The 14,008-nt window shown below is 57.0% G+C and carries 10 protein-coding genes; 9 read left to right on the top strand and 1 reads right to left on the bottom strand.

Going from position 1 to position 14,008, the window contains the following annotated elements; genetic code table 11:
• Positions 1–29: 29 nt before the first annotated feature.
• Positions 30–4,184 carry a calcium-binding protein gene (locus tag QWI18_RS17030; protein WP_369319333.1) on the bottom strand — a complete coding sequence of 1,385 codons (4,155 nt, stop codon included), beginning with the start codon at positions 4,182–4,184 and terminating at the stop codon, positions 30–32.
• A 339-nt stretch (positions 4,185–4,523) separates the two neighbouring features.
• On the opposite strand from QWI18_RS17030, the gene QWI18_RS17025 reads away from it, so the two are divergent.
• The 9 genes from QWI18_RS17025 to QWI18_RS16985 all read left to right on the top strand — a co-directional run bounded on the left by QWI18_RS17025 (position 4,524) and on the right by QWI18_RS16985 (position 13,775).
• Positions 4,524–5,375: a flagellin domain-containing protein gene (locus QWI18_RS17025; RefSeq protein WP_369319347.1), complete on the top strand. Its 852-nt coding sequence runs from the start codon at positions 4,524–4,526 to the stop codon at positions 5,373–5,375.
• Between the two features lie 298 nt (positions 5,376–5,673).
• On the top strand, positions 5,674–6,525 hold the full coding sequence (locus tag QWI18_RS17020) for a flagellin domain-containing protein (protein ID WP_282371597.1): 852 nt from the start codon (positions 5,674–5,676) through the stop codon (positions 6,523–6,525).
• Positions 6,526–6,598: 73 nt separating this feature from the next.
• Positions 6,599–6,988: a flagellar protein FlaG gene (locus QWI18_RS17015; RefSeq protein ID WP_282371595.1), complete on the top strand. Its 390-nt coding sequence runs from the start codon at positions 6,599–6,601 to the stop codon at positions 6,986–6,988.
• 77 nt (positions 6,989–7,065) lie between these two features.
• A complete protein-coding gene (gene fliD / locus QWI18_RS17010; RefSeq protein WP_369319332.1) occupies positions 7,066–8,496 on the top strand; it encodes a flagellar filament capping protein FliD in 1,431 nt (476 codons plus the stop codon).
• Between the two features lie 120 nt (positions 8,497–8,616).
• Positions 8,617–9,012, top strand: a complete 396-nt coding sequence (gene fliS / locus QWI18_RS17005; protein WP_296309079.1) for a flagellar export chaperone FliS — start codon at positions 8,617–8,619, stop codon at positions 9,010–9,012.
• Positions 9,013–9,023: 11 nt separating this feature from the next.
• On the top strand, positions 9,024–9,320 hold the full coding sequence (gene fliT, locus QWI18_RS17000) for a flagellar protein FliT (protein ID WP_065987286.1): 297 nt from the start codon (positions 9,024–9,026) through the stop codon (positions 9,318–9,320).
• A 171-nt stretch (positions 9,321–9,491) separates the two neighbouring features.
• A complete protein-coding gene (locus QWI18_RS16995; RefSeq protein WP_065987287.1) occupies positions 9,492–10,967 on the top strand; it encodes a sigma-54 dependent transcriptional regulator in 1,476 nt (491 codons plus the stop codon).
• A 139-nt stretch (positions 10,968–11,106) separates the two neighbouring features.
• Positions 11,107–12,372 carry a PAS domain-containing sensor histidine kinase gene (locus tag QWI18_RS16990; RefSeq protein WP_369319331.1) on the top strand — a complete coding sequence of 422 codons (1,266 nt, stop codon included), beginning with the start codon at positions 11,107–11,109 and terminating at the stop codon, positions 12,370–12,372.
• Positions 12,369–13,775 (top strand): sigma-54-dependent transcriptional regulator, encoded by a 1,407-nt coding sequence (locus tag QWI18_RS16985; protein WP_369319330.1) that lies wholly within the window; start codon positions 12,369–12,371, stop codon positions 13,773–13,775. Before QWI18_RS16990 ends, QWI18_RS16985 begins: the two co-directional genes overlap by 4 nt.
• The last annotated feature ends 233 nt before the right edge of the window (positions 13,776–14,008 follow it).

Genomic DNA, 14,008 nt, shown 5'->3' with positions numbered 1-14,008 from the left:
TGGTCTGCTAACCACGCCTCATGCTTGCGTCAGCTCACCATACCCTCGATCGAGAAGCTGTCTCCGTTCGCTACTTGAAACGTCTCAATGGTCTGCTGTCCATTGAACCAATCAAAAAGTATGAACGCATTGTCACCAATATTAGCGCCTTGATTTTGTTGCGAATGAATGAAAACGTTATAACCCACTTTCGTCACCTTCAAATCATCTAAGGTTGAAATACTTAAGAATTTTACGGTGTCGTGGCCGGTTGTCCCCTCATCACCGATACCACCACCTGCATAAGATTCGACGATATAGGTATCCGAGCCTTCGCCACCATAAGCATTAGCGACTCCGATCATCTGGAAGACGTCGTTCCCTTCGTCACCAAAGACACTACCGGCGTTATACATCACGAACTGATCATCCCCCTCTCCGCCATGGGCATCTCCCCGACCCTGTAGCTCAAAGCTGTCATTGCCGAAGTTGCCATGAACCTCATAATCCGATCCCCACGCAGCTAGTCGGTCATTTCCGACGCCTCCATGGGCTACACCTGAATTAACCGTCAGGGAATCGTTACCACCTTCTCCATAGATCACTGAGCCTTCATCGGCGGCGTGGGTTCGGATGGTGTCATTACCTTCCCCTCCATAAAGAGTGTCTGCCTGATTCCCTTCGTTACCAGGAGAGATCGGAACAGCTCCGGTCGACGACACCATGCCTCCATAGATGAAGTCATCACCGGCACCTCCGTGAATGACGTCATCTCCCGCGCCGCCTTCGAGTTGGTTTGCGAGATGGTCCCCGGTTATCACGTCGTCAAAGCTGGTACCAATGATGTTCTCGATGCTTGTAAAGGCGTCACCGTCTGCATCCCCGCCCTTGCCGATATTCTTTGCTAGGTCGATCTCCACCGCTTGGTAGTTGGTCACATACCAGGCGCCATCTGCTCCGTTACCGCCGTTGAAGCTGTCCTTCCCCGCACCGCCAATAAAGTTTTCGGCATCATTACCACCGATGAAAGTGTCATCATACTGCGTACCTTTGAACACCTCGACGTTCGTCAAAACGTCTGCCACAGGCGAGGTACCTTGGGTCCAAGTCAGCGACCTGTCTACCGCAACAGCCGCAGTCGATGCGGAGTAATCTGCAAGGTCTATACCGGCGCCGCCGTCAAAAAAGGTAGGTATCTGGCCTGGGATAAACGTGTCGGCGTGGTTAGACCCGCGTATCAGCTCAACATCAATGTATGTGTCGCCGCTGGCAAAACCGGAGTGCACATTGGTCTCGAAGTTGAAAGTCATCGCTTCAGGACTGTCTGAATAACTTGCGATGTCGTAATCGCCTCCGCCATTCAAGACATCTGCGTCTGCGCCGCCCTCGAGTACGTCATTACCGCTCCCCCCCATTAGCTGGTCCGGCCCGCCTTTTCCCAGCAATTTGTCGTGACCGGCTCCGCCGGTCAGGGTGTTGGCTTGTTCAGTGCCCGTTCCGATGAAGTTGGCGGAGCCAGTGTATGCCAGGCGCTCGATATGGGGATCAAGCGTCCAGTTGGGTAAGGCAGTCCTCACTTCGTCGTCCCCTCCGTCTGCTTCCTCCACAAATTTCGTGGTGGAATTCGCAAGACCGGCTGCGATGTAGATATCGTTTCCAAGCCCTCCCTGCAGAGCCGAGTTCGGGAGCTCTGTAGCCAAGGTGTCGGCGAAAGCAGAGCCGATTACATTTTCGATGCTGATCAGCTGATGTCCTTCGGAGTCACCGCCAGAGGTGATAGAGCCCTTCGCATTCAGGCTGACACTGACTGCTTCAGGTGAGGTGGAGTAATCCATCGTATCGATTCCGCCGCCGCCGTTGAATGTAGCGGGGCGTGCATCGCTCACAAAAGTGTTAGGTGAGGTAGAGCCTTCAAATCTTTCGATACCAATGAACGTGTCACCTTCCGCATGGCCGGTGTGTTGATTGGTTTTTAAGTTGAGCCTTGAAGCGTCCTCAAACAGCGCCGTGTCGAAGCCGTCCCCACCGTCTAAAATGTCAGCGCCTTCATCACCTCGAAGAATGTCGTTGCCACCGCCTCCTATAAGGTGATCATTCCCATTTCCACCTTTCAAACTGTCGTTACCAGTCAAGCCGGTAATAAGATTGTCGCTGTCGTTCCCATGCCCGGTGAAGTTGGAAGTTCCCTGATAGCTGAGGGTTTCCACATGATCGGAAAGTTTCCAAAAGCCCATGTGGGATTTGACCTCGTCGTGCCCGCCACTTTCTTGCTCTTTGACAACCGTTAAGTGGCCGCCATCTGCGTTGATTACATAAGTATCATCGCCCGCGCCACCTTCCAGGCTTGCCCCATGAATGCTGGCCGTCAATGTGTCGTTAAAAGCGGAGCCGATTACAGTTTCGATATTGATGAGCGTGTGGCCTTCGGCATCGCCTCCAGAACTGATCGATCCGTTGGCAGTCAAGATAACGTTGACCGCTTCAGGTGAAGTGGAGTAATCCATCGTATCGGTCCCGCCGCCGCCGTTGAATGTAGCGAGGCGTGCGTCGCTGATGAATGTGTTTGATAGGGACGAGCCTTCAAATCGTTCGATACCAATGAACGTATCACCTGCCGCATGGCCGGTGTGTTGGTTGATTTTTAAGTTGAGGTTCGAAGCGTCATCAAAGAGCGCCGTGTCAAAGCCGTCTCCACCGTCTAAAATGTCAGCGCCTTCATCACCTCGAAGAATGTCGTTGCCGCCGCCTCCTATGAGGTGGTCATTTCCTTTTTCACCTTTCAAACTGTCGTTACCAGTCAGGCCGGTAATAAGATTGTCGCTGTCGTTCCCATGCCCGGTGAAGTTGGAAGTTCCCTGATAGCTGAGGGTTTCCACATGATCGGAAAGTTTCCAAAAGCCCATGTGGGATTTGACCTCGTCGTGCCCGCCACTTTCTTGCTCTTTGACAACCGTTAAGTGGCCGCCATCTGCGTTGATTACATAAGTATCATCGCCCGCGCCACCTTCCAGGCTTGCCCCATGAATGCTGGCCGTCAATGTGTCGTTAAAAGCGGAGCCGATCACAGTTTCGATATTGATGAGCGTGTGGCCTTCGGCATCGCCTCCAGAACTGATCGATCCTTTGGCAGTCAAGATGACGTTGACCGCTTCAGGTGAAGTGGAGTAGTCCATCGTGTCGATCCCGCCGCCGCCTCTGCCGCCATCGAATGTAGCGGGGCGTGCATCGCTCACAAAAGTGTTAGGTGAGGTAGAGCCTTCAAATCTTTCGATACCAATGAACGTGTCACCTTCCGCATGGCCGGTGTGTTGATTGGTTTTTAAGTTGAGCCTTGAAGCGTCCTCAAACAGCGCCGTGTCGAAGCCGTCCCCACCGTCTAAAATGTCAGCGCCTTCATCACCTCGAAGAATGTCGTTACCACCGCCTCCTATAAGGTGATCATTCCCATTTCCACCTTTCAAACTGTCGTTACCAGTCAGGCCGGTAATAAGATTGTCGCTGTCGTTCCCATGCCCGGTGAAGTTGGAAGTTCCCTGATAGCTGAGGGTTTCCACATGATCGGAAAGTTTCCAAAAGCCCATGTGGGATTTGACCTCGTCGTGCCCGCCACTTTCTTGCTCTTTGACAACCGTTAAGTGGCCGCCATCTGCGTTGATTACATAAGTATCATCGCCCGCGCCACCTTCCAGGCTTGCCCCATGAATGCTGGCTGTCAATGTGTCGTTAAAAGCGGAGCCGATCACAGTTTCGATATTGATGAGCGTGTGGCCTTCGGCATCGCCTCCAGAACTGATCGATCCTTTGGCAGTCAAGATAACGTTGACCGCTTCAGGTGAAGTGGAGTAATCCATCGTATCGGTCCCGCCGCCGCCGTTGAATGTAGCGAGGCGTGCGTCGCTGATGAATGTATTTGATAGGGACGAGCCTTCAAATCTTTCGATTTCAATGAATGTGTCACCTTCCGCGTGGCCGGTATGTTGATTGGTTTTTAGGTTAAGGTTCGAGGCGTCATTAAATACGGCTGTGTCAAAACCATCTCCGCCATTTAATATGTCTGCACCTCCATCGCCCTGGAGCCTGTCATCGCCAGCCAGACCTTCGATGCTATCGCTACCAGCTGTCCCTTTTAAGCTGTCCGCTTTCAATGTTCCTGATATCACGTTCATAAATGCCTCAGTCTCTGTCGTTTGTCCTGCACCATTCATATGGCGCAGTGCTGACGAGATCTAAGCCGTAATTCAGAAAAAAATCATATTCAGAAGATTCCTATATTAATGTGCGAATTTTCTATTTCGGATTTGAGCATCAAGCCATCCGCCGACCGTGCAAAATTTTAAAAAAAATTAAAAGATTTCGAAAGCGTTGTCCTACAGTGGCTTACGTCAAAATTTATCCTACATATGTAGTGGTTGTATAAGGACTGTATGGAAAAAGTTGCTCAAGCGAGTATCGGTTGCGTCGATACAGCAGTTGTAGGTTCTCCGGGAGAAATGGACTTCCCCGATGTTAGAGAACCCTCCGTTTCTATCAGCGAGGAATTAAAAATGGCTTTAACCGTAAATACCAATATTGCGTCGCTTGCGATTCAGACCAAACTCAATCGTGCGAGCGATGCGCTGAGTATCTCTATGACACGGTTGTCGTCGGGGTTGCGGATCAACAGCGCGAAGGATGATGCAGCCGGGCTGCAGCTCGCGACGATGATGACCAATGAGATAAGAGGGCAAAGCGTCGCGTTGAGAAACGCTAACAATGGAGTATCAATGGCGCAGACAGCGGAAGGAGCGCTCAACGAGACAGCAAATATTCTCACCAGGATGAAAGAGCTGGCGATTCAAGCTCGTGATGACAATAACGGTACTGCCCAGCGCGCCGCCATGCATGATGAGTTTGTTTTGATGAGCGCCGAGCTCACCCGAACTTCCGAAGATACGAAGCTCAATGGTCGGCGGCTTCTTGATGGTTCTGCGGGGGTCATGGAGCTGCAGATTGGTACCGACACGAGCGCCGCATCTCGAATTACTCTGGATTTAAGCGCTAAGTTCGATGCTGTTTCAATGGGAGTGGATTCCCCGACGTTGGCGTTATCAGGAGCGACCACTGCCGATGCCCATACGAATGCTGACGCGGCGATGCTAGCAATCGATAAAGCTCTGATGTCTGTTACGTCTACCCGGGCGGCCTTGGGGGCGTCGCAGAACAGACTGACCTCGACGGTCGCCAACCTGCAGAGCATGAATGAAAACACTCAATCTGCTCGTGGCAGGATTCAGGATGTCGACTTCGCCGCCGAAACCGCGGAGCTAACCAAGCAGCAAACCCTGCAGCAAGCCTCCATGGCAGTGCTGGCCCAGGCGAACCAGCTGCCGTCCGCCGTTTTGAAGCTTCTGCAATAAATAACCGCTTCTATAGATAGAGGCCCCCAAAACCCGGGCGCGCCGCAGAGCGCGCCCGGGTTTTTGAGAACTGGTTAACAAATCGCCGGGTCAGGTTAAAGCTTCCAAGGGTTGCGCCGAAACGCTGTGTATCCCCGGACAACAAACTGCGGGGGTGGCGCTCTGGTGGCAAATAAATTTGAAAAAGCCCTCAAGCTCCTGGCAACCGCGACGATAAACATTACGTAGGTTCTCTAGGCCACACCCGGCGCTTGCCAGGGCCGGATAGCCGCAGCAAACAACTCACGAGGAATTCATCATGGCTTTAGGCGTAAACACCAACGTAGCTTCCCTGGCTGTTCAGAAGAACCTGTCCAAAGCTTCCGATGCACTGTCGACTTCGATGACTCGTCTGTCTTCCGGTCTGAAAATCAACAGCGCTAAAGACGACGCAGCCGGCCTGCAGATCGCAACCCGCGAAACTTCGCAAATCCGCGGCCAGACTGTTGCCATCAAGAACGCCAACGACGGTATCTCGATCGCTCAGACCGCTGAAGGCGCTCTGCAAGAATCGACCAACATTCTGCAGCGTATGCGTGAACTGGCTGTTCAGTCCCGAAACGACACCAATGGCACTGCTGACCGTAACTCGCTGAACGCCGAATACGGCCAGATGTCTGACGAACTGACCCGTATCGCTCAGTCCACCAACCTGAACGGCAAGAACCTGCTGGACGGTTCCGCTAGCACCGTGACTCTGCAAGTCGGTTCCAACACCGGTACTTCGAACCACATCGACCTGGTCCTGACCGGCAGCTTCACTGCTTCGGCTCTGGGCGTTTCGAGCGGTAGCAGCTCGATCAGCGGCAGCGACAACACCTCTGCCCACACCAACGTTGACGCCGCTATTTCGGCAATCGACGCGGCTCTGGCAACGATCAACAGCACCCGTTCGAGCCTGGGTGCTTCGCAAAACCGTCTGACCAGCACCATTTCCAACCTGCAAAACGTTAACGAAAACGCCACTGCTGCACTGGGTCGTATTCAAGACACCGACTTCGCCGCTGAAACCGCTAACCTGACCAAACAACAGACTCTGCAATCAGCTTCCACCTCTGTTCTGGCCCAGGCTAACCAGCTGCCATCCGCTGTTCTGAAACTGCTTCAGTAATAACGGCTAGAGTTTTGGCGGGGGAGTATGCTTGCGTGCTCTCCCGCTTTTTACTTTCGAGAGGTGAGTGTACATGGACATAAGTAACAGGATGAATGTGTCTTATCCAATGATCCAGTCGTTGCCCGCGGTGCCTGTGGTTGCTGACAAGCCAGCCGTGGCGCCTCAAGTCGTTCCTGCTCCGGCGGCTTCATCGTCGTCAGACTCATCGACAAGTAAAGACTCAGATCCAGACAGGAAGCCAGAAGAACTGGAAGCGGCCGTCAAGCTAATGGAAAAGTTCTTTCAGCCGGTTCATCGTAACCTGGAGTTTTCCATCGACGACAAGTCGGGGAAAGTGGTGGTGAAAGTGATCGCCGCCGATACAGGTGAAGTGGTGCGGCAATTGCCGTCTGCTGAAGCGTTGAAGCTCGCCGACAGTCTGAAGAACGCCAACAGCCTGTTGTTCGACGCGAAAGTTTAAATGGCATGAAACGTGAACGCGGCACTTGGGTGTGGCGTGCTCGTCAAAATGCCGACTACAACTGAAAGGAGACTCACATGGCTAGTCCTATTACACCTGCAACCGGCCTCGGCTCGGGCCTGGCAATCGGTGACATCGTCACCGCGCTGGTCAACTCCGACAAGTCGGCCAAGCAGACCCAGATCACAACACAGACCAAACTGGTCACCACCAAAATTTCCGGCATCGGCACGCTGCAAAGCGCGATGACTGCCTTCCAGACCGCCCTGACCAACCTTGGCAAAACCGACACGCCTGCATTCGCCGGCTATGCGGCAAAAGCCTCCGACGCGACCAAGCTGACCGTAACGTCCGATAACTCGGCCGTGCCCGGTACTTACAACATCAACGTCATAGGCCTTGCCACCAGTTCCAGTGTCGCAAGCGCTTCTTTCTCCGGCGGGTCCGCCAGTGCTATTCCGAGTGGCGATTTGACCCTCACTCAAAATGGCATTGACACCAAGATCACCATCCCGACCGGTGCCACGCTGGCGTCGGTGGCCAAGCAGATCAACGCACAAAGCGCGACCTCGAAGATCAGCGCCAACATCATCACCGATGACAATGGTTCACGCCTGGTGTTCAGCTCGACGGTGACGGGTAAAGGCACGGACATCACGGCGTCGAGCACGACGTCCAGTGAATTCAACATTGTTGCCGGCGCTGCGCTTGACCCGAAAAGCACCACCAGCGCCGGCTACATCGATAAGCAAGCGGTAGACGCCAGTCTGACCGTCAACGGCCTGAGCATCACCAGTGCCAGCAACACCATCGACAAGAGCCTCGGCGGCGTTTCCATGACATTGGTGGGGGGGTTGGGTGCTTCGACTGTGACGGTGTCGGGGAACAACGATGGCCTGAAAGCCTCGCTGCAAACCTTCGTCGATGCTTACAACACCGTCGTCAAAGCCGTGTCCAGTGTCACCAAGGCGACGGTAAGCGACACCCCGGACAAAACCACCGGCGCAACCGTGACGGCTGCGGCGTTGACGGGCGATGCGATGCCGCGCTCGATCCTCTCGGCCATCCGCGACCAGCTGGTGACGACCGGTGCCCCAGGTGGCCTTTCCGTGCTTTCGCAGCTGGGCATCACCACCGGTCAATCCGACGGTACGCTGAGCCTCGATGCCACCAAGTTTAGCAAGGCGATGGACCAGGGCCTGGCGGGCGACGTGCAGCAACTGTTCAGTGGCACGGACAGCACCAACGGCTTGCTCTCGCGGATGCAGGCTGCCATTACGCCTTACACCCAGACGGGCGGTATTTTCGACACGCGCACCACCAGCCTCAACAAGCAGCAGACCGATCTGACAAACCAACAGGCCGCCCTCGACCTGCGGGTGACGACGTTGACCGCCACTCTGACCGCCAAATACAACGCGATGGACTTGTTGGTGGGGCAGCTGAAAGCCTCTTCCACCAGCATCACCTCGTTCTTCGACTCGCTCAATGCCCAGAAAAGTGGCTGACCGTTGACGACTTGATCAAGACCCGGCTCCCAGTGCCGGGTTTTTGGCATCTGGCCTTAAAGTTTTCCTGGGCCGTGTCGATACCCTCACTATAGAAACTTCGTTGCGCGAGGTAAGACAATGAACCGTATGGCAGCCCTTCGGCAGTATCAGAAGGTCAACTCACAAGCCCAGACAGCCGTGGCCACGCCACACCGTCTGGTGCAGATGCTGATGGAAGCCGGCCTGGACCGTATCGCCCAGGCCAAAGGCGCCATCGAGCGCAAGGACATCCCCGCCAAAGGGCTGTTGATTGGCAAGGCAATTGAAATCATCGGTGGGCTGCGCGAAGGCTTGGACATGGAAAAACAGGCTGAAGCCCTGGCCCACGTCGACAACCTCTACGTCTACCTGATGAAGCGTCTGGCAGAAGCGAACATCAAATCCGATCCGAAGATCCTCGACGAAGTCAGCGGCCTGCTGATCACGGTCAAGGAAGGCTGGGATGCGATCGGCGATCAGCAACCCGTGCTCTGAAGGAGAACCCCATGAGCGTTGCACTCAAGCGAATCGAAGAAACCCGTGAAGCCTTGGTCGATGCCCTCGAGCAGCGTGACTGGGAGGCAATCGGCCAGCTCGATATGGCCTGCCGGGCCTGCGTCGATGAAGTCATCAGTCAGGCGAGCAACGATGAGCCTGAGTTGCGAACAAATCTGGAAGAGCTGCTAGGCGTCTATCGCAAGCTTATCGACGTCGCTGTGGGCGAACGTCAGGCGATCGTCGACGAAATGTCCCAGATCCAGCGAGCGAAAAGCGCGGCAAAGGTTTACCATCTGTTCGGTTGACACTTGGTCGGTAGCCAAAATATGTACGCCATAAAATTGACTGTGTACGGATTTTTGACTTAACTAGTGAAGTTCACTAATTTCTGGTGATTGACACGTCTCAACGGACGAAACAAAAGCCAAAGCTTGCCCGTGATCGGGCATCGAGTTGACTAGGGAAGTTGCTATTGCATGTGGCGTGAAATCAAAATCCTGCTGATCGATGACGATAGCCAGCGCCGCCGTGACATGGCGGTGATTCTGAATTTTCTGGGTGATGAGAACCTGTCCTGCTCCAGCACAGACTGGCAGCAAGTCGTGGGTTCGCTGACCTCTACCCGAGAAGTGCTGTGCGTGCTGGTCGGCAGCGTGAACGCCCCGGGCAGCCTTCAAGGCCTGCTCAAAACCGTGGCCGCGTGGGACGAGTTTCTCCCGGTCCTGCTGATGGGCGAGAACTCCTCGTCCGAACTGGCGGACGATCTGCGTCGCCGGGTCCTCTCCACCGTCGAGATGCCGCCCAGCTACAGCAAACTGCTGGATTCCCTGCACCGTGCCCAGGTCTATCGCGAGATGTACGACCAGGCCCGTGAACGTGGGCGTCAGCGCGAACCCAATCTTTTCCGCAGCCTCGTCGGCACCAGCCGTGCCATTCAGCACGTCCGCCAGATGATGCAGCAGGTCGCCGACACCGACGCCAGCGTGCTGATCCTCGGTGAGTCCGGGACCGGCAAGGAAGTCGTCGCCCGTAACCTGCATTACCATTCCAAGCGCCGCGATGCGCCGTTCGTGCCCGTCAACTGTGGCGCGATTCCGGCCGAGTTGCTCGAAAGCGAACTGTTCGGCCACGAGAAGGGTGCTTTCACCGGCGCCATCACCAGCCGGGCAGGGCGCTTCGAACTGGCCAACGGCGGCACGCTGTTTCTTGATGAAATCGGCGACATGCCGCTGCCGATGCAGGTCAAGCTGCTGCGCGTCCTGCAGGAGCGCACCTTCGAGCGCGTGGGCAGCAACAAGACCCAGAGCGTTGATGTGCGCATCATTGCCGCGACGCACAAAAATCTTGAAGACATGATCGTGATCGGCAGTTTCCGCGAGGATCTCTACTACCGCCTCAACGTGTTCCCGATCGAAATGGCGCCGCTTCGTGAGCGTGTGGAAGACATTCCGCTGCTGATGAACGAGCTGATCTCGCGCATGGAACACGAGAAGCGCGGTTCGATTCGCTTCAACTCCGCCGCCATCATGTCGCTGTGTCGTCACGGCTGGCCCGGCAACGTTCGTGAGCTTGCCAACCTCGTCGAACGCATGGCGATCATGCACCCGTACGGTGTCATCGGTGTCTCGGAGCTGCCGAAAAAATTCCGCTACGTCGACGACGAAGACGAGCAACTGGTCGACAGCCTGCGCAGCGATCTGGAAGAGCGCGTGGCCATCAACGGCCATACGCCGAACTTCGCCAGCAGCGCCTTGCTGCCGCCTGAAGGTCTGGACTTGAAGGACTACCTCGGCGGTCTGGAGCAGGGCTTGATCCAGCAGGCGCTGGACGATGCCAACGGGATCGTGGCACGCGCCGCCGAACGTCTGCGTATCCGCCGCACCACGCTGGTGGAGAAAATGCGCAAGTACGGCATGAGCCGTCGCGAAGGCGACGAGCAGGTCGACGACTGACTGTCGTTTGACGCGTCAAAAATAAACCGCTGATTTCTCAGCGGTTTTTTTTCGGCACGAGGATTGCTATGTCTCTGGGAACATACCGTTTACTGACGGTTCGCTACCCGAGAGATCAACTATGCCCCAGGCCGCTCAGATGTCTTCCGAACCCGGTTCATCCATTGGTTCGTTAGTGCAGCAGTCCCCGGAAGTGGCGAGCAGGCAAGGGCTTGAACAGGCCTTCGCGCTGTTCAGCCAGATGTCGACTCAGCTCACCGATTCCTACGGCCTGCTGGAAGCACGGGTCACCGAGCTCAAGGGCGAGCTGGCGGTGGTCAGCGCCCAGCGCATGGAGGAGCTTGCTGAGAAAGAGCGTCTGGCGAACCGCCTTCAAAACCTGCTCGACCTGCTGCCCGGCGGTGTCATCGTGATCGACGGCACCGGCAGGGTCCGTGAGGCCAATCCTGCCGCGCTGGATCTGCTGGGCGAACCGTTGATCGGCATGCTCTGGCGCCATGTCATCGCCCGCTGCTTTGCTCCGCGCGAGGACGACGGCCACGAAATCTCCCTGAAGGACGGGCGCCGGCTGTCCATTGCCACCCGTTCCCTGGACGCCGAGCCGGGCCAGCTGGTGCTGCTTAATGACCTGACCGAAACCCGCCATCTGCAAAGTCAGCTGGCGCGTCATGAGCGCTTGTCGTCCCTGGGGCGCATGGTCGCATCACTGGCCCATCAGATCCGCACGCCGCTGTCCGCCGCCATGATTTACGCCAGCCATCTGGCCGAACAGGCGTTGAACGTCGAGACCCAACAGCGCTTCGCCGGCCGGCTCAAGGAGCGCCTGCATGAGCTCGAGCATCAGGTCCGCGACATGCTGGTGTTTGCCCGTGGCGAACTGCCGCTGACCGATCGGGTGACGCCGACTGCGCTGGTCGCTGCCCTAGAGTCCGCAGCCCAGACTCACGTGCGTGACGTGGCCGTGCGCTGGCAGTGCGACAGCCCGGCGGGGGAATTGCTGTGCAACCGCGACACGCTGGTCGGCGCGCTGCTCAACCTTATTGAAAATGCCGTCCAGGCCAGTGCCGGCCAGCTTGACGGGCGGCGGCGCATCAAGATTCATGCGTACAACCGCGGCAATACGCTGCGTCTGTGTATCAGCGACAGTGGCAGCGGCATCGAGCCGGCGGCCCTGGCCCGTATCGGCGAGCCCTTCTTCACCACCAAAACCACCGGCACCGGCCTGGGGCTGGCCGTTGTCACTGCGGTGGCGCGGGCGCATCAGGGGCGTGTCGAATTCCGCTCGCGTCCGGGTCGTGGCACCTGCGCCATCGTGTCGCTGCCGCTGGTTCCGGGGGCTGGGAATGAGCCGTCCACTGGCAGTGAGGCCGGTCCGTTGACGATTGCTTCAGGTGAGCGCTCATGAGCATCAAGGTGCTGCTGGTCGAGGACGACCCTTCTCTGCGTGAAGCGCTGGGCGAAACCCTGGCGCTGGCCGGCCATGCCTATCAGCCGGTCGGGTCGGCGGAAGAGGCGTTGGTTGCCGCTGCCGATTCGCCGTTCAGCCTGGTGGTCAGTGACGTCAATATGCCCGGCATGGACGGCCACCAATTGCTCAGCCAGTTGCGCAGCCGCTACCCCCAGTTGCCGGTGCTGTTGATGACGGCCCATGGTACGGTGGACCGCGCCGTGGAGGCGATGCGCCAGGGCGCGGCTGATTACATGGTCAAGCCCTTCGAGCCCAAGGCGTTGCTGGCGTTGGTGGCTCGCCATGCACTGGGTCGCCTCGGCCCGGCCGATGGCGAGGGTCCGATTGCGGTCGAGCCTGCCAGCGTGCAGTTGCTCAGCCTTGCCAGCCGCGTGGCGAAGAGTGATTCGACGGTGTTGATTTCAGGCGAGTCCGGCACCGGTAAAGAAGTGCTGGCGCGTTTCATTCATGAGCAATCGCCCCGCGCCGGCAAGCCTTTCATCGCGATCAACTGCGCGGCGATTCCGGACAACATGCTCGAAGCCACGCTGTTCGGCCACGAGAAGGGTTCGTTTACCGGTGCCATTGCGTCCCAGGCCGGCAAGTTCGAGCAGGCCGAAGGTGGCACCATTCTGCTCGACGAGATTTCCGAAATGCCCATGGGCCTGCAGGCCAAGCTGTTGCGTGTGTTGCAGGAGCGGGAAGTGGAGCGGGTCGGTGCGCGCAAGCCCATCGAACTGGACATCCGCGTGCTGGCGACCACCAACCGCGATCTGGCGGGAGAAGTGGCCGCAGGGCGCTTTCGCGAAGACCTGTTTTACCGTCTCTCGGTGTTCCCGCTCGCGTGGCAATCCTTGCGCCAGCGTCCCGCCGACATTCTGCCGCTGGCCGAGCGTCTGTTGGCCAAACACGTCAATAAAATGAAGCATGCCCCGGTGCGGCTGTCGGCCGAGGCGCAGGCGTGTCTGATCAGCTATGCGTGGCCTGGCAATGTTCGCGAGCTGGATAACGCCGTGCAGCGGGCGCTGATCCTGCAGCAGGGCGGTGTCATTCAGGCTGAGGATTTCTGCCTGGCCGGCCCGGTAACCTTCGCCGCCGCGCCGACGCCTCTGGTGGTGCCAGTTGCGACTGGCGCCATGGAAGCGTCGCCCGAGGCGAGCAGCGGGGAAGGGGCGGGCGCCCTGGGTGAAGACCTGCGTCGCCGTGAGTTCCAGATGATCATCGACACCCTTCGTGCCGAGCGTGGCCGTCGCAAAGAGGCCGCCGAACGCCTCGGTATCAGCCCGCGTACGTTGCGCTACAAGCTGGCGCAGATGCGTGATGCGGGGATGGATGTCGAAGGGTTTCTGTTTGCATCCTGAGCAGGCGCGCGTGTCGGTGAGATGGATGCCTGCCTGACTGGAGCTGACGACAGACATTCAACAACCCGCTGATTTTTCAGTGAGTGTGATGCCGTCTTCGTGAGCAAGCTCACTCCCAAAGGGACTGCGTCTGATAGGGCATCGCGCGGTGTCAATGCGTGAAGCGCCTCAGCGTTTATGTGTCCGTTTAAATACTCATCCGAACACTTTCATCAAACGTGGCATATCGCCGC

Source organism: Pseudomonas sp. W2Oct36 (assembly GCF_041060465.1).
GTDB lineage: Bacteria > Pseudomonadota > Gammaproteobacteria > Pseudomonadales > Pseudomonadaceae > Aquipseudomonas > Aquipseudomonas graminis_B.
This window is presented reverse-complemented; position numbering and strand designations above follow the sequence as displayed.

Excerpts from the sequence above, each read along its gene's own strand:
- QWI18_RS17030 (WP_369319333.1), bottom strand. The coding sequence starts at position 4,184 with ATGAATGGTGCAGGACAAACGACAGAGACTGAGGCATTTATGAACGTG.
- QWI18_RS17025 (WP_369319347.1), top strand. The coding sequence starts at position 4,524 with ATGGCTTTAACCGTAAATACCAATATTGCGTCGCTTGCGATTCAGACC.
- QWI18_RS17020 (WP_282371597.1), top strand. The coding sequence starts at position 5,674 with ATGGCTTTAGGCGTAAACACCAACGTAGCTTCCCTGGCTGTTCAGAAG.
- QWI18_RS17015 (WP_282371595.1), top strand. The coding sequence starts at position 6,599 with ATGGACATAAGTAACAGGATGAATGTGTCTTATCCAATGATCCAGTCG.
- fliD (WP_369319332.1), top strand. The coding sequence starts at position 7,066 with ATGGCTAGTCCTATTACACCTGCAACCGGCCTCGGCTCGGGCCTGGCA.
- fliS (WP_296309079.1), top strand. The coding sequence starts at position 8,617 with ATGAACCGTATGGCAGCCCTTCGGCAGTATCAGAAGGTCAACTCACAA.
- fliT (WP_065987286.1), top strand. The coding sequence starts at position 9,024 with ATGAGCGTTGCACTCAAGCGAATCGAAGAAACCCGTGAAGCCTTGGTC.
- QWI18_RS16995 (WP_065987287.1), top strand. The coding sequence starts at position 9,492 with ATGTGGCGTGAAATCAAAATCCTGCTGATCGATGACGATAGCCAGCGC.
- QWI18_RS16990 (WP_369319331.1), top strand. The coding sequence starts at position 11,107 with ATGTCTTCCGAACCCGGTTCATCCATTGGTTCGTTAGTGCAGCAGTCC.
- QWI18_RS16985 (WP_369319330.1), top strand. The coding sequence starts at position 12,369 with ATGAGCATCAAGGTGCTGCTGGTCGAGGACGACCCTTCTCTGCGTGAA.